The following is a 19,709-nucleotide window of genomic DNA, read 5'->3' on the forward strand; positions in this document are numbered from 1 at the left end:
CTAATGCGTATAACCGTACTTTTTTTAGAACAAAAAAAGTTGTTAAAAAAGGAAGTATAAAGGTTATGATGAACGGGAACAATAAGTGAATACGAGAAAAAAAGGTTGGTATTTTTATCCTATTAAGTATGAGCCTTTTTGTGCATTCACGAAGTTTCTTAAATGAACTTCGGCATCAATCACATTGATGTGTTTGATTACATCCCCCATTTTCACAATGAATGGTACAGTCATGCCGGGACTAAAGGGATATTTTCAGTTAAAAAAATACGCGGATTTGAGGGGTGAATTCGTTGACAGGTCAACTCATTCAGTATGGACGCCATCGCCAGCGAAGAAGCTACGCGCGGATTAGTGAAGTATTAGACCTTCCTAATCTCATTGAGATTCAAACAGCTTCCTATCAATGGTTTCTTGACGAAGGAATTCGTGAGATGTTTCAAGACATTTCACCAATTGAAGATTTTACGGGTAACCTCGTGCTGGAATTCATTGATTACAGCTTAGGTGAACCGAAATATTCTGTAGAGGATTCTAAAGAACGAGACGTCACGTACTCTGCACCACTTAGAGTAAAGGTTCGTTTGATGAATCAAGAAACAGGAGAAGTTAAAGAACAAGAAGTATTCATGGGCGATTTCCCATTAATGACGGATACAGGTACATTTGTGATTAATGGTGCCGAACGTGTCATCGTTTCCCAGCTCGTCCGCTCTCCAAGTGTATATTATAGCCGTAAGACCGATAAGAATGGCAAGAAAGGTTTCACTGCAACTGTCATTCCGAACCGTGGTGCTTGGCTTGAATTAGAAACCGATGCAAAAGACATCGTATACGTAAGAATCGATCGTACAAGAAAGATTCCTGTTACTGTATTGTTGCGTGCACTCGGATTTGGTGCGGACCAAGATATTGTTGATCTTATTGGTGAGAACGAATACTTGCGTAACTCATTAGAGAAAGATAATACCGAAGACACGGAGAAAGCTTTACTAGAAATCTATGAGCGTCTACGTCCTGGTGAGCCACCAACAGTAGATAATGCTCGTAGTCTTTTAGAGTCCCGTTTCTTTGATCCGAAACGTTATGACTTTGCAAATGTAGGTCGTTATAAGATCAATAAGAAACTTCACATTAAAGATCGTCTCTTTAATCAAGTGTTGGCTGAAACACTAGCAGATCCTGAAACTGGTGAAGTGATTGCAGAGGAAGGTTCATTAATCGATCGTCGTACGTTGGATCGTCTACTTCCTTACTTCGAAAATGATCTAGGATTTAAAACGTACACTGTTGCAGATGGTGTCGTTGAAGATACAGATATTACCGTTCAATCAATTAAGATTTATGCACCGAATGATCCTGAAGGTGAGCAAACAATTCAGGTGATCAGTAACGGTGAGATTGACCGAAGCATTAAGAACATTACTGCTGAAGACATTATTGCGTCAATCAGTTACTTCTTTAACCTCTTACATGGGGTTGGAAACACAGATGATATCGATCACCTAGGAAACCGTCGTCTTCGTTCAGTTGGAGAATTACTACAAAACCAATTCCGAATTGGTCTTTCCCGTATGGAGCGTGTCGTACGTGAACGTATGTCGATTCAAGACCCTAGTCAAATTACACCACAGGCGTTAATCAACATTCGCCCGGTGATCGCGTCAATTAAAGAGTTCTTCGGTAGTTCACAGTTGTCTCAGTTTATGGATCAAACGAACCCATTAGCTGAGTTGACGCATAAGCGTCGTTTATCAGCGCTTGGACCAGGTGGTCTTACTCGTGAGCGTGCAGGAATGGAAGTTCGAGACGTTCACTATTCTCACTACGGTCGTATGTGTCCAATTGAAACGCCGGAAGGTCCGAACATCGGCTTGATCAACTCACTTTCCAGTTATGCAAAAGTGAACGCGTTTGGCTTTATGGAAACGCCGTATCGCCGTGTTGATCCTGAAACAGGTCGAGTAACTGCACAAATTGATTACCTGACTGCTGATGAAGAGCATAATTACGTCGTTGCACAAGCGAATGCGAAGTTACAAGATGATGGAACGTTCGTGGATGATAACATTATTGCTCGTTTCCGTGAAGAAAATACGATCGTAAGTAAAGATCGCATCGACTACATGGACGTATCACCAAAGCAAGTCGTTTCTGCCGCAACGGCTTCGATTCCATTCTTAGAGAATGATGACTCGAACCGTGCCTTAATGGGAGCGAACATGCAGCGTCAAGCGGTTCCGTTACTAGAGCCAGAAGCGCCAGTAGTTGGTACGGGTATTGAATATGTTTCTGCTAAAGACTCCGGAGCAGCAGTTGTTTCAAGGCACCGTGGTGTCGTTAAGCGAGTAACTGCTCGTGAAGTTCGAATTCGTCGCTTGGTTGACGTTGAAGGTAAAGAAGTTGAAACAGATGATGACGTGTACCGCATGTCTAAATATATCCGTTCTAACCAAGGAACGAGTTATAACCAACGTCCAATCGTTGCTGAAGGTGACGTTGTTGATCGTGGTGAAGTTCTAGCAGATGGTCCTTCTATGGATAAAGGGGAAATGGCCCTTGGACGTAACGTACTCGTAGGTTTTATGACTTGGGACGGTTACAACTATGAGGATGCCATTATCCTTAGTGAACGACTCGTTAAAGACGATGTCTTTACTTCGATTCACATTGAAGAATACGAATCGGAATCACGTGATACGAAGCTCGGACCAGAAGAGATTACTCGTGATATACCAAACATCGGTGAAGATGCACTTCGTAATCTTGATGAGCGAGGAATCATTAGAGTCGGTGCTGAGATCAAAGACGGCGACATTCTCGTTGGTAAAGTCACTCCTAAGGGGATGACGGAACTAACAGCAGAAGAGCGTTTACTTCATGCAATCTTCGGTGAGAAAGCTCGTGAAGTGCGTGACACGTCACTTCGTGCTCCGCACGGTGGGGATGGAATCATCCTTGACGTGAAGATCTTTAACCGTGAAGATGGCGATGAATTACCACCAGGCGTAAACCAACTTGTTCGTGTCTATATCGTTCAAAAGCGTAAGATCAACGAAGGTGACAAGATGGCCGGTCGTCACGGTAATAAGGGTGTTATCTCTCGAATTCTTCCAGAAGAAGATATGCCATATATGCCTGACGGAACACCAATTGACATCATGCTTAACCCACTTGGGGTACCATCGCGTATGAATATCGGACAAGTGCTTGAAATGCACTTAGGAATGGCTGCACGTCAGCTTGGTATTCATGTTGCTTCACCAGTATTTGATGGTGCGCGTGAGGAAGATGTTTGGGAGACGTTAGAAGAAGCGGGTATGGCTCGAGATGGTAAAACAATTCTCTACGATGGTCGTACAGGAGATGCCTTTGATAACCGAGTATCTGTCGGTGTCATGTATATGATTAAACTTGCACACATGGTTGACGATAAGCTACACGCTCGTTCAACTGGACCTTACTCTCTCGTTACACAGCAACCACTTGGAGGTAAAGCTCAATTTGGTGGTCAGCGTTTCGGTGAGATGGAGGTATGGGCGCTTGAAGCATACGGCGCTGCATACACGTTGCAAGAAATCTTAACGGTGAAATCAGATGATGTTGTCGGACGTGTTAAAACGTATGAGGCCATCGTTAAGGGTGAAAACGTACCAGAACCAGGAGTTCCTGAATCATTTAAAGTATTGATTAAAGAGCTTCAAAGTTTAGGTATGGATGTAAAAATGCTTTCAAGCAATGAAGAAGAGATTGAAATGAAAGAGCTGGACGACGAAGAAGAACAATCAAACGATCGAATGAACTTAAGTTAGAATCTACGGAGAACGCTTAAAGGGAAGTTGCAAAAGAAAGTTCCAAAGCTGGATCTTTCTTTTGCACGTTTGATGTTTACTATCGCCATTTAGCCCCTTTGACAACAGAGCGCAGGAAAGGGAGGGTCACCCTTTGATCGATGTCAATAATTTTGAATACATGAAAGTAGGTCTAGCCTCACCGGATAAGATCCGCAGCTGGTCTCGTGGTGAAGTGAAGAAGCCGGAGACGATTAACTATCGTACTCTTAAACCTGAAAAAGACGGTTTGTTTTGTGAGCGTATTTTCGGACCCCAAAAAGATTGGGAATGTCATTGTGGGAAATATAAGCGTGTTCGCTACAAAGGTGTTGTATGTGACCGTTGTGGTGTTGAAGTAACACGTGCGAAAGTGCGTCGTGAGCGAATGGGACATATTGAGCTTGCGGCTCCTGTTTCACACATTTGGTATTTTAAAGGTATTCCAAGTCGTATGGGTCTAGTCCTCGACATGTCACCACGTTCATTAGAAGAAGTTATTTACTTTGCTTCTTACGTGGTTACAGATACAGGGGATACACCACTTGAATACAAGCAATTGCTTTCAGAAAAAGAATACCGAGCGTACTACGATAAGTACGGTCGTTCTTTCACAGCGCAAATGGGTGCTGAAGCGATCCGTAAAATTCTCTCTGATCTTGACTTAAATAAAGAAGTGAAGATGTTAAAAGAAGAATTAGAAACAGCACAAGGACAACGTCGTACGCGTGCAATTAAGCGTCTTGAAGTGATCGAAGCATTCCGTAACTCTGGGAATGAGCCTTCATGGATGATTTTAGATGTTCTTCCAGTAATCCCACCAGAACTTCGCCCGATGGTGCAATTAGATGGTGGTCGTTTTGCGACATCAGACCTTAATGATTTGTATCGTCGTGTAATTAACCGTAACAACCGTTTGAAGCGTCTTCTTGACCTTGGTGCACCAAGCATCATCGTACAAAATGAGAAGCGTATGCTCCAAGAAGCTGTTGATGCATTGATTGATAACGGTCGTCGTGGACGTCCAGTAACAGGACCGGGTAACCGTCCTCTTAAATCACTGTCTCACATGCTGAAAGGTAAGCAAGGACGTTTCCGTCAAAACCTTCTCGGTAAACGTGTTGACTACTCTGGCCGTTCGGTAATCGTTGTAGGTCCAAACCTTAAAATGTATCAATGTGGTCTCCCGAAAGAGATGGCGCTTGAACTATTTAAGCCGTTTGTTATGAAAGAGCTCGTCGCTAAAGGGCAAGCACACAACATTAAGAGTGCTAAGCGTAAAGTTGATCGTGTACAACCAGAAGTTTGGGACGTATTAGAAGAAGTAATTAAAGAGCATCCAGTTCTTCTAAACCGCGCACCTACACTGCATAGACTAGGGATTCAAGCATTTGAACCTACGTTAGTAGAAGGACGTGCGATTAAACTACACCCACTCGTATGTACGGCATACAACGCCGACTTTGATGGTGACCAAATGGCGGTCCACGTACCACTATCGGCAGAAGCGCAAGCGAGGCACGTGTACTCATGCTAGCTGCTCAAAACATCTTGAACCCGAAAGACGGCAAGCCAGTAGTAACACCATCACAAGATATGGTACTCGGAAACTACTACCTCACTCTTGAGCGTGAAAATGCAGTTGGAGAAGGTTCGGTATTTAAAGATAGTGACGAAGCATTGACTGCATACCAAAACGGTTATGTGCATTTGCATTCCCGTATTGCGATTCCAGTCAGCGCGATTGAAAAGACGACGTTCCCTGAAGAAGCGAAAGGTCATTTGCTTTTAACGAGTATCGGTAAGCTTATGTTCAACGAAATTCTTCCTGAATCGTTCCCTTATATTAATGAACCATCAGCGAAGAACTTAGAACAAGCGACGCCACTTGAGTATTTTGTTCCTCAAGGAACCGACGTAAAGAAAACATTCCAAGAGCGCCCAATCGTGTCACCGTTTAAGAAAGGCTTCCTTGGTGATGTAATCGCAGAAGTATTTAAGAAGTTCCAAGTCACTGAAACATCACGAATGCTAGACCGCATGAAGGAGCTCGGTTTCTTCTATTCAACGAAAGCAGGCCTTACTGTTGGTGTCGCTGACATTGTTGTTTTAGCTGAAAAACAAGAGATCCTTGATGCTGCAGAAGAGCAAGTATCTAAGGTCGTTAAGCAGTTCCGCCGTGGTTTAATTACGGAAGAAGAACGTTACGACAAGATTATCTCAATCTGGAGTGACGCAAAAGACGACATTCAAGGACGTCTGATGAAGACGCTGGATAAGTCTAACCCGATCTTCATGATGAGTGATTCTGGAGCGCGTGGTAACGCCTCAAACTTTACGCAACTTGCAGGTATGCGTGGATTGATGGCAAACCCGTCTGGACGTATTATTGAACTTCCAATCAAATCTAGTTTCCGTGAAGGTTTAACTGTACTCGAGTACTTTATCTCGACGCACGGTGCCCGTAAAGGACTTGCCGATACAGCACTTAAAACGGCTGACTCAGGTTATCTTACACGTCGTCTCGTTGACGTTGCACAGGACGTTATCGTTCGTGAAGATGATTGTGGAACAGACCGTGGGCTTGTCGTATCAGCATTGCGTGATGGAACAGAAGAGATTGAGAATCTATACGATCGTCTCGTTGGACGTTTCTCATTCCAAACAGTAAAGCATCCTGAAACTGGAGATGTACTTGTCAAGCCGAATGAATTAATTCATGAAGAGCTTGCAAAGACTATCGTAGAATCAGGTGTTAAAGAACTTAAGATCCGTTCAGTATTTACGTGTGATACGTCACACGGTGTATGTAACCAATGTTACGGACGCAACCTTGCAACAGGTAGTGATGTTGAGGTTGGGGAAGCAGTCGGGATCATCGCTGCTCAGTCAATCGGTGAGCCAGGTACGCAGCTTACAATGCGTACATTCCACACAGGTGGTGTAGCCGGGGACGATATCACTCAAGGTCTTCCGCGTATTCAAGAGTTATTTGAAGCTCGTAACCCGAAAGGTCAGGCATTAATTACTGAGCTTAGTGGTACAGTGGAAGAGATTCGTGATGCTGGAGATAAGAAAGAAGTCGTTATTCGTGGAGAATACGAAACTCGTTCTTATACGACAGCTTATGGTGCTCGTGTACGTATTGCTGAGGGTGATCGAGTTGAAGCTGGCGAAGCATTAACTGAAGGTTCAATTGACCCTAAAGAGTTAATTCAAGTAACGGGTATTGATGAAGTTCAAATGTATCTCTTGAAAGAAGTGCAGAAAGTATACCGTATGCAAGGGGTAGAAATCGGAGATAAGCACGTCGAGGTTATGGTTCGTCAAATGCTTAGAAAGATCCGTGTTATGGATTCTGGAGATACAGATGTATTACCAGGAACACTCGTTGAAGTTAACGCGTTCCATAAGGCGAATATCGATGTACTTCGTAAAGGTAAGCGTCCTGCTGTTGGAACACCTGTTATTCTCGGAATTACGAAAGCATCCCTTGAGACGGATTCCTTCTTATCGGCAGCTTCATTCCAAGAGACAACTCGTGTCCTTACAGATGCTGCAATTAAAGGACGTAAAGATGCATTGCTAGGACTTAAGGAAAATGTTATTATCGGTAAGCTCGTTCCTGCCGGTACAGGTATGCAAAGATACCGTAGCCTAAAAGGCGAGACACCTGATAGTGAAAAAGAAACAGCACCTGAAGTAGAGACAGTAGGTTACGATTGATATAATTGCTGTTGACACTTAAGGACGTGTTTGATAAGATGTCAAAGTGCGCGTATTTCACCGGTGTTGAGGTGAAGATATGTCGTATCATAGAATTGCGGACGCAAGTGAGCGTTATGTAGGTGTCAAAGCGACAGTGAAAGCAATATCAGCCGAACTGGCTGAAGAAGCTTACATTGCCGCTGATGCGGATGTTTTAGTAACGAAGCAAGTCATCGACATAGCGAAACGAAAGCGAACGCCTTTAACAACCGTTTCATCAATGAGAAAGCTCGGCAAAGCTTGTGGTATTGAGGTCAATGCTGCGGCTGTAGCGATAAAAAAAGTAACGATGTTTTTACTGGCGGGTGCATGTTTCCCGCTAGTAAGAACATTACTTTTGCCCATACGTGAACACCTGGAACAGTGGTCTTATAAAATGCTGATTTAGAAGGGTTCATCTTGCAAGCTGCATGAGAAGTATAGAAGGAAGGAGGAAACATCATGCCAACTATGAATCAACTCGTTCGTAAAGGACGTAAAAGCAAAACAAAGAAGTCTGATGCTCCAGCTTTGAACAAAGGCTACAACAGCTTTAAGAAGGTTCAAACGGACTTAGCTTCTCCTCATAAACAAGGGGTTTGTACTCGTGTTGGAACGATGACACCGAAGAAACCGAACTCGGCTCTTCGTAAATATGCTCGTGTGCGTTTGACGAACGGAATTGAAGTTACGGCTTACATTCCAGGAATCGGACACAACCTACAAGAGCACAGCGTTGTGCTCATCCGTGGTGGTCGTGTTAAGGACTTACCAGGTGTACGCTACCACATCGTTCGTGGTGCATTGGATACTGCTGGTGTCCAAGACCGTAAACAAGGTCGCTCTAAATATGGTACGAAACGTTCTAAGAAGTAATACATTTAAATGGGATTTAACCCGTCTATAGAGACAGAAAGGAGGGTTGGTTATGCCTCGTAAAGGTCCTGTACCTCGTCGTGAAGTGCTTGCCGATCCGATCTACAACTCTAAATTGGTAACGCGTTTGATTAACCGCATCATGGTTGATGGTAAAAAAGGTAAAGCGCAAAACATTCTTTACGCTTCATTTGACATCGTCCGTGAACGCAGTGGTCAAGATCCAGTTGAAGTTTTTGATCAAGCACTAAAGAACATCATGCCAGTACTTGAAGTTAAAGCTCGCCGTGTAGGTGGTGCAAACTATCAAGTTCCAATCGAAGTAAAACCTGACCGTCGTACGACTCTTGGTCTTCGTTGGTTAGTAAGCTATGCTCGTCTACGTGGAGAAAAGACAATGGAAGAGCGTCTAGCTAATGAAATTCTTGATGCTTCAAACAACACAGGTGCTGCTGTTAAGAAACGTGAAGACACGCACCGTATGGCTGAAGCGAACAAAGCGTTCGCTCACTACCGCTGGTAAAAATAAATATCAGCTGAATTTAGCTGAAAGGAGAAAGTGTAAACCATGGCTAGAGAATTCTCCTTGGAGAAAACACGTAATATCGGGATCATGGCTCACATCGATGCCGGTAAAACGACTGCTACAGAACGTATCTTGTTCTATACAGGTCGTACTCATAAAATTGGTGAAACACACGAAGGTGCATCACAGATGGACTGGATGTCTCAAGAGCAAGAGCGTGGAATTACAATTACTTCTGCTGCGACAACTGCTTCTTGGAAAGATCATCGTATTAACATCATTGATACACCAGGACACGTAGACTTTACTGTTGAAGTAGAGCGTTCGCTACGTGTTCTTGACGGCGCTGTTGCGGTTCTAGATGCTCAATCAGGCGTTGAGCCACAAACAGAAACAGTTTGGCGTCAAGCAACCACTTATCACGTTCCACGAATCGTATTCGTAAACAAAATGGATAAGATGGGTGCAGACTTCCTATACTCTGTAGGGACGCTAAATGATCGTCTAGATGCAAATGCGCATCCAATTCAGCTACCAATCGGTGCTGAGGATGATTTTGAAGCAATCATCGACCTTGTTGAGATGAAAGCTTACTATTATCTTGATGATTTAGGGCAAAACACGGAAACTCGTGAAATCCCTGAAGATCACCGTGAATTAGCAGATGAATACCGTGAGAAACTAGTTGAAGCGGTAGCAGAATTTGATGAAGAGTTAATGATGCGTTATCTTGATGGTGACACAATCAGCAACGAAGAACTCAAATCTGCAATTCGTGAAGCAACACTTACTGTACAATTCTACCCAGTTCTTTGTGGTTCTGCATTTAAGAACAAAGGTGTTCAGCCAATGATCGATGCGGTTATTGACTACCTTCCAGCTCCTACTGATGTTCCTGCGATCAAAGGACACAAAGTAGACAGCGACGAAGAGGTTGTACGTGAAGCTGACGACAACGGTCCTTTCTCTGCTCTTGCATTTAAAGTTATGACAGACCCTTACGTTGGTAAATTGACATTCTTCCGTGTGTACTCTGGAACATTAGATTCTGGTTCATACGTTAAGAATGCTTCTAAAGACAAGCGTGAGCGTGTCGGTCGTATCCTTCAAATGCATGCGAACACTCGTGAGGAAATCAAAACGGTTTACTCTGGAGACATCGCTGCAGGTGTAGGTCTTAAAGATACAACAACAGGAGATACACTCTGTGATGAGAAGAACCTAGTGATTCTTGAATCAATGGACTTCCCAGAACCAGTAATCTCATTGTCTGTTGAGCCTAAGTCTAAAGCCGATCAAGACAAAATGGGTGTTGCCTCGGTAAGCTTGCTGAAGAGGACCCAACATTCAAAACGTATACTGACGAAGAAACAGGTCAAACTGTTATCGCTGGTATGGGTGAGCTTCACCTTGACATCATCGTTGACCGTATGAAGCGCGAATTCAAAGTTGAAGCAGTTGTAGGTGCTCCTCAGGTATCTTACCGTGAGACAATTCGCCAAGCTGCTGAAGTTGAAGGGAAGTTCGTACGTCAGTCTGGTGGTCGTGGACAGTATGGTCACGTTAAAGTTGAGTTCTCTCCTAATGAAGAGGGCGCAGGCTTTGAATTTGAGAACGGCATCGTTGGTGGTGTAGTTCCACGTGAATACATTCCGTCTGTTGAACAAGGAATTGAAGAATCATTGCAAAATGGTCTTCTTGCAGGTTATCCTGTAATTGACGTTAAAGCTCGTCTCTTTGACGGTTCTTACCATGATGTTGACTCAAACGAGATGGCGTTTAAGATTGCTGCATCAATGGCATTCAAAGAAGCTAAATCGAAATGTTCTCCAGTTCTTCTAGAGCCACTCATGAAAGTTGAGATTGTTGTTCCAGAAGAATACATGGGAGACGTTATGGGTGATGTCACTTCACGTCGTGGACGTGTTGACGGTATGGAAGCACGCGGTAACGCTCAAACTATCCGCGCGTTCGTTCCACTTGCTGAAATGTTCGGGTATGCGACAGCACTTCGTTCAAACACGCAAGGACGTGGAACGTACTCTATGTTCTTCGATCACTATGAAGAAGTTCCTAAGAGTATCTCTGAAGAGATCATCAAGAAAAACACTGGTGAGTAATCACCAACAAGTTAAATAGTTTGAAGGGTGCAGCGTGCTTTAGTTAGCACCTAAGCCTTTCTTGCTTTATAAATATACTAATTTAAGGGAGGATATCCTCAAATGGCTAAAGAAAAATTTGACCGTTCCAAGACGCATGCCAATATTGGTACAATTGGACACGTCGACCACGGTAAAACAACACTAACTGCTGCAATTACAACTGTACTTCATAAAAAAATCTGGTAAAGGTACTGCAATGGCGTATGACGCAATTGACGGTGCTCCAGAAGAGAAAGAGCGTGGAATCACAATCGCAACTTCTCACGTTGAGTACGAAACTGAAAGCCGCCACTATGCACACGTTGACTGCCCAGGTCACGCTGACTATGTTAAAAACATGATCACTGGTGCTGCACAAATGGACGGAGCGATTCTTGTAGTATCTGCGGCTGATGGCCCAATGCCACAAACTCGCGAGCACATCCTACTTTCTCGTAACGTAGGTGTACCTTCAATGGTTGTTTTCCTTAACAAAGTTGACATGGTAGACGACGAAGAGCTTCTTGAGCTTGTAGAAATGGAAGTACGTGACCTTCTTTCTGAGTACGACTTCCCAGGAGACGACATTCCAGTTGTTGCTGGTTCTGCACTTAAAGCACTTGAAGGCGACGCTTCTTACGAAGAGAAAATTGTTGAGCTTATGAACGAAGTGGATGCTTACATCCCAACTCCTGAGCGCGACAAAGATAAGCCTTTCATGATGCCTGTTGAGGACGTATTCTCAATCACTGGTCGTGGTACAGTAGCGACTGGCCGTGTTGAGCGTGGAGTTCTTAACGTAGGTGACGAGATCGAAATCCTCGGTATCACTGAAGAGTCTAGAAAATCAACAGTAACAGGTGTTGAGATGTTCCATAAACTTCTTGACTACGCTGAAGCTGGTGACAACATTGGAGCACTTCTTCGTGGTGTTGACCGTGAGGACATCACTCGTGGTCAAGTACTAGCTAAGCCTGGTACAATCACTCCACACACGAACTTCAAAGCTGAAGTTTATGTTCTTTCAAAAGAAGAAGGTGGCCGTCACACGCCATTCTTCAACAACTACCGCCCACAGTTCTACTTCCGTACAACTGACGTAACAGGTGTTGTAAATCTTCCAGAAAGCATCGAAATGGTTATGCCTGGAGATAACACTGAAATGGAAGTTGAATTAATCTCTCCAATCGCGATTGAAGACGGTACTCGTTTCTCAATCCGTGAAGGTGGACGTACTGTAGGTTCTGGTGTTGTTTCTACAATCACTAAGTAATGCTACGAAAGCACTCGCATTTGCGGGTGCTTTTTTTTATTAAATCCCCCTGTCACAAGTTAGACACATTTACTCTTGCTATTTTGAATAGTGAGAGTATAATGTTGTTTACCCAAAGGGAGGGAACAGTCTTGAAGATCATGAAAAAGATGGTTACAAGAGTTATCTTGTCTAGTTCTGCGTTAGTGTTAGCAGTTTTACTTTTGCCGGCTTTTTTTAATTACAGATCAAATTGACGGTTTCCAACAGCTCGTTGACATGATTTTTAAAGATGATGAAACACCATCCTGAAATAAAAACAAACCACTAATGAATACTTCCATTAGTGGTTTGTTTTTGTTATAATGAAGTTTGGTGATTGAAAACCAAACAAAGTCTGTTGAATGATACAACAAGGCAAGAAATTCCTTTCGTAATCCCCTTGCATTCAAGGCGCAAAGCCTTTATAATAGTAAAAGTGTGACAAAGTTGGAGATCCGCACGGGATTTCCTGTTTTTATGTTGTCATTGCGATGATGCAGAAGGTTGCTGACACACCCGGCCCCTTTGCCATGATGGGTGTGTGGGATTTCTGCGGAGTAGGTCTGAAAATCAGGCGATAAAAAGGAGGGCTAAACATGGCAAAAGAGAAAATTCGTATTCGATTAAAGGCGTATGATCACCGCATTCTAGATCAGTCGTCAGAGAAGATTGTTGATACTGCGAAACGTTCAGGTGCTAACGTATCCGGACCGATCCCATTACCAACAGAACGCTCTGTCTACACGATCCTTCGTGCGACTCATAAGTACAAAGACTCTCGTGAGCAATTTGAGATGCGTACACACAAGCGTCTTATCGATATTATCAGTCCAACACCACAAACGGTGGACGCTCTTATGCGCTTAGATTTACCATCTGGCGTTGACATTGAGATCAAACTCTAATCAACGTTTTAGTTAGGATGTCTATTTGGACAAACAATTATTAAAGTAATTTATTACAGGAGGTGTGACTGATGACCAAAGGAATCTTGGGTAGAAAAATCGGCATGACACAGATTTTTAGCGAGAACGGAGAAGTAGTACCAGTAACAGTCGTTCAAGCAGATCCAAACGTTGTCATGCAGTTGAAAACACAAGGAAATGATGGTTACGATGCGGTTCAGTTAGGAGCTGACGACAAGAAACCTGTACGCTCTACTAAACCGGAAAAAGGCCATGCTGATAAAGCAAGCACGGCGCCCAAGCGCTACGTTCGTGAATTCCGCAATATCGATGTTGCGAGTCATGAAATCGGTCAAACGGTCAGCGTAAATACATTTGAAGTTGGCGACATCATCGATGTAACTGGAACTTCAAAGGGTAAAGGTTTCCAAGGTGCAATTAAGCGCCATAACCAAGCCCGCGGACCTATGAGCCACGGTTCACGTTACCATCGTCGTCCAGGTTCACTTGGTACGATGCAAGATGCAAAAGTAATTAAAGGCATGGAAGGCCCAGGTCAAATGGGTGGCGGCCAAATTACTGTTCAGAACCTTGAAGTTGTTCAAGTGGACGAAGAGCGCAACTTGCTTCTTATTAAAGGAAACGTACCAGGAGCTAAAAAGAGCTACGTCAAAATCCAGAGTGCTATTAAAGGCAACTAATGTTTTGAGGAAAGGAGGAGTCTTATCATGCCGAAAGTAACGGTATTTAATCAAAGCGGATCACAAGTAGGCGACGTTGAACTCGCTGAAGCCGTTTTCGGGATTACACCGAACGAAAATGTTGTTCACGACGCTGTTGTGATGCAACAAGCTTCTCTTCGTCAAGGAACTCAAAAAGCAAAAACACGTTCTGAAGTACGAGGCGGAGGAGCGAAACCTTGGCGTCAAAAAGGTACTGGTCGTGCACGTCACGGTTCAAGCCGTTCCCCAATTTGGAAGGGCGGTGGTGTGATTTTCGCACCAACACCACGCAGCTACAGCTACAAGTTACCGAAGAAAGTTCGTCGTCTTGCTTTGAAATCAGTTCTATCTGATAAAGTTCAAAACGATGCACTTATCGTATTAGATGAATTAAGCTTAGATGCTCCAAAGACAAAGGATATGATCAACATTCTTTCCAGTCTTTCAGCTGAGAAAACTCTTGTCGTTACAGCAGAGCGTAACGCTAACGTTGAAAAGTCTGCTAACAACTTGCCTAACGTCAAAACAATTACTGCCACTGGCGTAAACGTACTTGACGTTATCAACTACGACAAAGTGATTATCACGAAGGAAGCTGTTGAGAGAGTAGAGGAGGTGCTGAGCTAATGGATGCACGCGATTTAATCAAGCGCCCGGTCATTACGGAACGCTCTACTGAGCAGATGGAAGATAAGAAGTACACATTCGAGGTTGACGTTAGAGCGAACAAGACTCAAATCAAACAAGCGATCGAAGAAATCTTCGAAGTTGATGTTTTGAAAGTCAACACGATTAAATACAAGCAAAAGTATCGTCGTTTTGGACGTTTCGAAGGCTTTAAGCCAGCGAAGAAAAAAAGCGATCGTTACGCTTACAGCAGACAGCGAAGAGATCGAAATCTTCGGCGAAGCTTAAGATCAAATAAGTAAGGAGGGAAACCAAAATGGCAGTAAAACGTTATAAACCGACCACTAACGGTCGTCGTTTCATGACAGGGAAAGACTTCTCTGAGATTACAACGGATAAACCGGAACGTACATTGCTCGCTCCTTTATCGAAGCGTGCTGGACGTAACAATCACGGTCGTTTAACGACTCGTCATCAAGGTGGCGGTCATAAGCGTAAATACCGTATCATCGATTTCAAGCGTAACAAGGATCACATCGAAGGTCGTGTAGCAACTATTGAGTACGATCCGAACCGTTCTGCGAACATCGCTTTGATTAACTACATCGATGGTGAAAAGCGTTATATCATCGCGCCAAAAGGACTTAAAGTAGGAGATAAACTCTTCTCTGGTTCTGATGCAGATATTAAAGTAGGAAACGCGCTTGAACTTAGAGACATTCCAGTAGGTACGAACGTACACAACATCGAGCTTAAGCCTGGTGCTGGTGCTCAACTCGTACGTGCTGCAGGTGCGCAAGCTCAAATTCTTGGACGTGAAGGTAAGTACACTCTTATCCGTCTACGTTCAGGCGAGAACCGCTTGATTCTTTCTACTTGCCGTGCGACAGTCGGTCAAGTTGGAAACCTTGAGCACGAGCTCATTAACATTGGTAAAGCAGGACGTAGCCGTTGGATGAACAAACGTCCAGTCGTTCGTGGTTCTGCAATGAACCAGCTGATCACCCTCACGGTGGTGGTGAAGGTCGTGCACCAATCGGACGTGTGGCTCCAGTTTCACCTTGGGGACAACCTGCGATCGGTTACAAGACTCGTAAAGGCAAGAAAGACTCAGATAAATATATTGTTCGCCGTCGCAACCATAAGCGTAAGTAATCGGAGAACAAGACGAATAAGCGCCTGACGGTGGTAAGAACTACTTCTTTAACTGGGGCGCTATCATCGTCACTTTACACATTTGAAGGGAGGCTTTCGCATGGGACGCAGCCTTAAAAAAAGGACCTTTTGCTGACAGTCATTTGCTTAAGAAGGTAGAAGCGATGGATGAGAATAGCAAAACAGTAATTAAAACTTGGTCTCGTCGTTCTACGATTTTCCCGCAATTCGTCGGACACACGATCGCTGTATACGATGGTCGTAAGCACGTGCCAGTATACATCCAAGAAGATATGGTCGGTCACAAACTCGGTGAATTCGCGCCAACTAGAACGTATCGTGGACACGATAAAGACGACAAAAAAACGAAGCGCCGTTAATTAGAGAGGAGGTTCACTCATGCAAGCTAAAGCAGTTGCTAAACAAGTTCGTGTTGCTCCTCGTAAAGCTCGGATGGTTATTGATCTTGTCCGTGGTAAGGAAGTTGGAGAAGCGATCTCAATTCTTCGTCATACACCAAGAGGTGTATCACCGATCGTTGAGAAAGTCCTCAACTCTGCTATTGCAAACGCTGAGCACAATTACGAACTCGACGCAGAAAACTTATATGTTAGTGCGGCTTACGTAGATGAGGGCGTTACTTTAAAACGTTTCCGTCCAAGAGCACAAGGACGTGCTTCACGTATTAACAAGCGCACAAGCCATATCACTATTATTGTTTCTGAGAAGAAGGAGGGATAGAACGTGGGTCAAAAAGTAAATCCTGTCGGTCTTCGAATCGGAGTCATTCGTGACTGGGAGTCTAAATGGTATGCAGAAAAGGACTACGCTGATCTTTTACACGAAGATGTAAAGATTCGTGAATTCCTAGAAGAGCGTCTTAAAGACGCGTCACTTTCTAAAATTGAAATCGAACGTGCTGCACGTCGTGTGAACATCAACATTCACACTGCCAAGCCAGGAATGGTTATTGGTAAAGGTGGTTCAGAAGTTGAAGCTCTTCGTAAGAAGCTCAACGATATGACTGGCAAGCGTGTACACATCAACATTTCAGAGATTAAGCAAGCAGATATGGATGCTCGTCTCGTAGCAGAAAATATCGCTCGTCAACTCGAAAACCGTGTTTCATTCCGTCGTGCAATGAAACAATCGATCCAACGTACAATGCGTTCTGGAGCTAAAGGAATCCGTACAGAAGTTAACGGACGTCTAGGCGGAGCTGACATGGCTCGTTCTGAAAGCTACAGCGAAGGTACAGTTCCACTTCACACACTACGTGCTGATATCGATTACGGAACTGCTGAAGCAGATACTACGTTTGGTAAAATCGGTGTTAAAATTTGGATCTACCGTGGAGAGGTCCTTCCCACGAAAGGTAAGAGCAAACAGGAAGGAGGCAACTAATTATGTTAATGCCTAAGCGCGTGAAATACCGCCGTCAATTCCGCGGCCGCATGAAAGGTCGTGCAAAAGGCGGGACTGAAGTGAACTTTGGCGAGTATGGCCTTCAAGCTCTCGAAGCTTCTTGGGTTACAAACCGTCAAATTGAATCGGCACGTATCGCGATGACTCGTTACATGAAACGTGGCGGTAAAGTATGGATTAAGATCTTCCCTGATAAGCCTTACACTGCAAAGCCTCTAGAAGTTCGAATGGGTTCCGGTAAAGGTGCTCCTGAAGGCTGGGTAGCAGTAGTAAAGCCAGGTAAAATCATGTTTGAAATTGCAGGTGTGAACGAAGAGGTTGCACGTGAAGCTTTGCGTCTAGCGTCGCACAAACTTCCGATCAAATGTAAATTCGTAAAACGTGAAGATATGGGTGGTGAGGCAAATGAAAGCTAAAGAGATTAGAGATCTTACAACAACTGAAATCGAACAACAAACAAAGACTCTAAAAGAGGAATTGTTCAACCTTCGCTTCCAGTTAGCCACTGGACAGTTGGATAATCCTGCCCGCATCCGTCACGTACGTAAAGAAATTGCTAGAGCCAACACAGTTCTTCGTGAAAGAGAACTCGGCATTACTCGTGGATAATAAAGGAGGGGCAAACGTAATGACTGAACGTAATAACCGTAAAGAGTTAACTGGACGCGTTGTTTCAGACAAAATGGATAAAACAATCACTGTCGTTGTTGAAACGTACAAACGTGACAAATTATACGGCAAGCGTGTACGTTACTCTAAAAAAATACAAAGCTCATGACGAGAACAATGAAGCGAAAGTCGGCGATATCGTCCGTATCATGGAGACGCGTCATCTTTCAAAAGATAAGTACTTCCGCCTCATTAAGATCGTTGAAGAGTCTGTAATCATTTAACACACTTCTTTGATTGAAGGGAGGCAAACGTAATGATCCAACAAGAATCAAGACTCAAAGTTGCTGACAACTCTGGTGCTCGTGAAGTTCTTTGCATTAAAGTACTCGGTGGTACTGGACGCAAGACTGCAAACATCGGTGATACAATTGTGTGTACCGTCAAAAATGCAACACCAGGTGGCGTTGTTAAAAAAAGGTGAGGTTGTTCGCGCGGTAATCGTACGTTCACGTAGTGGAGTACGCCGTAACGACGGTTCTTACATCAAATTTGATGAGAACGCAGCAGTTATTATCCGTGACGACAAAGGACCAAGAGGTACACGTATTTTCGGACCAGTTGCTCGTGAACTTCGCGATAAGCAATATATGAAGATCGTATCTCTAGCACCAGAAGTACTTTAAATAATATATCGCCACTTAGAACCAAGGAGGTGCGAATGAATGGCGCAGCCGAAATTGAACGTAAAAGCAGGAGATAAGGTTAAAGTTATCTCTGGTAAAGATAAAGGCAAAGAAGGCGTAATCCTTAAGTCTCTTCCAGCTAAAGAGCGGGTGATCGTTGAAGGTGTCAACGTTGTGAAAAAGCATGCGAAACCTACACAAGAAAACCCACAAGGTGGAATTCTTAACGAGGAAGCAGCAATTCACGTTTCAAACGTTATGCTTATCGATCCGAAAAGCGGCGAACAACTCGCGTTGGATACAAAGTAGAAGACGGAAAGAAAGTACGCGTTGCGAAAAAATCAGGTGAAGTCATCGATAAGTAACACCTGCTGAAAGGAGGTCTTTGATCATGAACGCTTTAAGAAATCGTTATAAACAAGAAATCGTGCCTCGTTTACACGAGCAGTTTAACTATTCGTCGGTCATGGCTGTGCCTAAGATCGAGAAAATCGTCATCAACATGGGTGTCGGTGAAGCTGTAAACAACCCGAAATCACTTGATAGCGCGGTTGAAGAGCTTGCTCAAATCGCTGGTCAAAAGCCAGTTATTACTAAAGCTAAGAAATCAATCGCTGGTTTCAAACTTCGTGAAGGAAACCCAATCGGAACGAAAGTTACACTACGCGGTGAGCGTATGTATGACTTCCTCGAGAAATTGGTTCACGTTTCTTTACCACGAGTACGTGACTTCCGCGGTGTCTCAAACAAAGCGTTTGACGGACGTGGAAACTACACACTTGGCGTTAAAGAACAATTAATTTTCCCTGAGATTGAGTACGACAAAGTAGATAAAGTACGTGGTATGGATATCGTTATCGTTACAACTGCTAAGACAGACGAAGAATCGCACGCACTTCTTAAAGAAGTCGGCATGCCTTTCCAAAAGTAACGAGGATAGCGTCACAAAAGTCGAAGGAGGGAAATACTCTTGGCGAAAAAAATCAATGGTCGCAAAACAACAACGCACTCAGAAGTATAAAGTTCGTGAATATACTCGTTGTGAACGTTGTGGAAGACCACATTCGGTTATTCGTAAATTTAAGCTTTGCCGGATTTGTTTCCGAGAGCTTGCATATAAAGGCCAGATTCCTGGTGTGAAAAAAAAGCCAGCTGGTAAGATCCTT

12 protein-coding genes and 10 pseudogenes are annotated in these 19,709 nt (G+C 43.8%); all 22 read left to right on the forward strand.

Annotated elements, in window-relative coordinates; genetic code table 11:
* The first annotated feature begins 293 nt into the window (after positions 1 to 293).
* The 22 genes and pseudogenes from rpoB (at position 294) to JCM19055_RS18400 (ending at position 19,702) form a co-directional block, all read left to right on the forward strand.
* The gene (rpoB, locus tag JCM19055_RS18295) at positions 294 to 3,812 is read left to right on the forward strand and encodes a DNA-directed RNA polymerase subunit beta (protein ID WP_042360775.1); all 3,519 of its coding nucleotides are present in this window, start codon (positions 294 to 296) and stop codon (positions 3,810 to 3,812) included.
* A 133-nt stretch (positions 3,813 to 3,945) separates the two neighbouring features.
* Positions 3,946 to 7,556, forward strand: a pseudogene (gene rpoC, locus JCM19055_RS18300) (DNA-directed RNA polymerase subunit beta').
* Positions 7,557 to 7,635: 79 nt separating this feature from the next.
* Complete coding sequence (locus JCM19055_RS18305; protein WP_081833822.1) at positions 7,636 to 7,986, forward strand: ribosomal L7Ae/L30e/S12e/Gadd45 family protein; 351 nt, start codon at positions 7,636 to 7,638, stop codon at positions 7,984 to 7,986.
* Between the two features lie 53 nt (positions 7,987 to 8,039).
* Positions 8,040 to 8,453: a 30S ribosomal protein S12 gene (gene rpsL, locus JCM19055_RS18310; RefSeq protein ID WP_042360776.1), complete on the forward strand. Its 414-nt coding sequence runs from the start codon at positions 8,040 to 8,042 to the stop codon at positions 8,451 to 8,453.
* A 52-nt stretch (positions 8,454 to 8,505) separates the two neighbouring features.
* Positions 8,506 to 8,976, forward strand: coding sequence for a 30S ribosomal protein S7 (rpsG, locus tag JCM19055_RS18315; protein WP_042360777.1), 471 nt, complete (start codon positions 8,506 to 8,508; stop codon positions 8,974 to 8,976).
* Between the two features lie 45 nt (positions 8,977 to 9,021).
* A pseudogene (gene fusA, locus JCM19055_RS18320) lies at positions 9,022 to 11,099 on the forward strand (elongation factor G).
* A 102-nt stretch (positions 11,100 to 11,201) separates the two neighbouring features.
* A pseudogene (tuf, locus tag JCM19055_RS18325) lies at positions 11,202 to 12,393 on the forward strand (elongation factor Tu).
* Between the two features lie 617 nt (positions 12,394 to 13,010).
* A complete protein-coding gene (gene rpsJ / locus JCM19055_RS18330) occupies positions 13,011 to 13,319 on the forward strand; it encodes a 30S ribosomal protein S10 (protein WP_042360778.1) in 309 nt (102 codons plus the stop codon).
* 71 nt (positions 13,320 to 13,390) lie between these two features.
* On the forward strand, positions 13,391 to 14,020 hold the full coding sequence (rplC, locus tag JCM19055_RS18335; RefSeq protein ID WP_042360779.1) for a 50S ribosomal protein L3: 630 nt from the start codon (positions 13,391 to 13,393) through the stop codon (positions 14,018 to 14,020).
* A gap of 27 nt (positions 14,021 to 14,047) precedes the next feature.
* Entirely contained in the window at positions 14,048 to 14,668 is a 621-nt protein-coding gene (gene rplD, locus JCM19055_RS18340) for a 50S ribosomal protein L4 (RefSeq protein WP_042360780.1), read from the forward strand.
* Positions 14,668 to 14,956, forward strand: a pseudogene (gene rplW / locus JCM19055_RS18345) (50S ribosomal protein L23). The gene rplD and the pseudogene rplW overlap by 1 nt, the downstream one beginning before the upstream one ends.
* Before the next feature lie 28 nt (positions 14,957 to 14,984).
* Positions 14,985 to 15,823, forward strand: a pseudogene (gene rplB / locus JCM19055_RS18350) (50S ribosomal protein L2).
* A gap of 110 nt (positions 15,824 to 15,933) precedes the next feature.
* Positions 15,934 to 16,203: pseudogene (gene rpsS / locus JCM19055_RS18355) on the forward strand (30S ribosomal protein S19); the annotation flags it as partial.
* Positions 16,204 to 16,222: 19 nt separating this feature from the next.
* Positions 16,223 to 16,564 (forward strand): 50S ribosomal protein L22, encoded by a 342-nt coding sequence (rplV, locus tag JCM19055_RS18360; RefSeq protein ID WP_042360782.1) that lies wholly within the window; start codon positions 16,223 to 16,225, stop codon positions 16,562 to 16,564.
* A 3-nt stretch (positions 16,565 to 16,567) separates the two neighbouring features.
* Positions 16,568 to 17,227, forward strand: coding sequence for a 30S ribosomal protein S3 (gene rpsC, locus JCM19055_RS18365; protein WP_042360783.1), 660 nt, complete (start codon positions 16,568 to 16,570; stop codon positions 17,225 to 17,227).
* Positions 17,228 to 17,229: 2 nt separating this feature from the next.
* Positions 17,230 to 17,664 carry a 50S ribosomal protein L16 gene (gene rplP / locus JCM19055_RS18370; protein WP_042360784.1) on the forward strand — a complete coding sequence of 145 codons (435 nt, stop codon included), beginning with the start codon at positions 17,230 to 17,232 and terminating at the stop codon, positions 17,662 to 17,664.
* Positions 17,654 to 17,857 carry a 50S ribosomal protein L29 gene (rpmC, locus tag JCM19055_RS18375; protein ID WP_042360785.1) on the forward strand — a complete coding sequence of 68 codons (204 nt, stop codon included), beginning with the start codon at positions 17,654 to 17,656 and terminating at the stop codon, positions 17,855 to 17,857. The genes rplP and rpmC overlap by 11 nt, the downstream gene beginning before the upstream one ends.
* A gap of 19 nt (positions 17,858 to 17,876) precedes the next feature.
* Positions 17,877 to 18,141: pseudogene (rpsQ, locus tag JCM19055_RS18380) on the forward strand (30S ribosomal protein S17).
* A 32-nt stretch (positions 18,142 to 18,173) separates the two neighbouring features.
* Positions 18,174 to 18,543 (forward strand): annotated as a pseudogene (gene rplN / locus JCM19055_RS18385) (50S ribosomal protein L14).
* Between the two features lie 39 nt (positions 18,544 to 18,582).
* A pseudogene (gene rplX, locus JCM19055_RS18390) lies at positions 18,583 to 18,908 on the forward strand (50S ribosomal protein L24).
* A gap of 26 nt (positions 18,909 to 18,934) precedes the next feature.
* A complete protein-coding gene (rplE, locus tag JCM19055_RS18395) occupies positions 18,935 to 19,474 on the forward strand; it encodes a 50S ribosomal protein L5 (RefSeq protein ID WP_042360788.1) in 540 nt (179 codons plus the stop codon).
* A gap of 55 nt (positions 19,475 to 19,529) precedes the next feature.
* A pseudogene (locus JCM19055_RS18400) lies at positions 19,530 to 19,702 on the forward strand (type Z 30S ribosomal protein S14).
* Positions 19,703 to 19,709 lie beyond the last annotated feature (7 nt).

The sequence above is a fragment of the Geomicrobium sp. JCM 19055 genome, assembly GCF_000698185.1.
GTDB lineage: Bacteria > Bacillota > Bacilli > Bacillales > Marinococcaceae > Geomicrobium_A > Geomicrobium_A sediminis.

What these genes read in the sequence shown, in the direction of transcription:
- JCM19055_RS18305 (WP_081833822.1), top strand. Translation starts at nt 7,636, where the DNA reads ATGTCGTATCATAGAATTGCGGACGCAAGTGAGCGTTATGTAGGTGTC.
- rpsL (WP_042360776.1), top strand. Translation starts at nt 8,040, where the DNA reads ATGCCAACTATGAATCAACTCGTTCGTAAAGGACGTAAAAGCAAAACA.
- rpsG (WP_042360777.1), top strand. Translation starts at nt 8,506, where the DNA reads ATGCCTCGTAAAGGTCCTGTACCTCGTCGTGAAGTGCTTGCCGATCCG.
- rpsJ (WP_042360778.1), top strand. Translation starts at nt 13,011, where the DNA reads ATGGCAAAAGAGAAAATTCGTATTCGATTAAAGGCGTATGATCACCGC.
- rplC (WP_042360779.1), top strand. Translation starts at nt 13,391, where the DNA reads ATGACCAAAGGAATCTTGGGTAGAAAAATCGGCATGACACAGATTTTT.
- rplD (WP_042360780.1), top strand. Translation starts at nt 14,048, where the DNA reads ATGCCGAAAGTAACGGTATTTAATCAAAGCGGATCACAAGTAGGCGAC.
- rplV (WP_042360782.1), top strand. Translation starts at nt 16,223, where the DNA reads ATGCAAGCTAAAGCAGTTGCTAAACAAGTTCGTGTTGCTCCTCGTAAA.
- rplP (WP_042360784.1), top strand. Translation starts at nt 17,230, where the DNA reads ATGTTAATGCCTAAGCGCGTGAAATACCGCCGTCAATTCCGCGGCCGC.
- rpmC (WP_042360785.1), top strand. Translation starts at nt 17,654, where the DNA reads ATGAAAGCTAAAGAGATTAGAGATCTTACAACAACTGAAATCGAACAA.
- rplE (WP_042360788.1), top strand. Translation starts at nt 18,935, where the DNA reads ATGAACGCTTTAAGAAATCGTTATAAACAAGAAATCGTGCCTCGTTTA.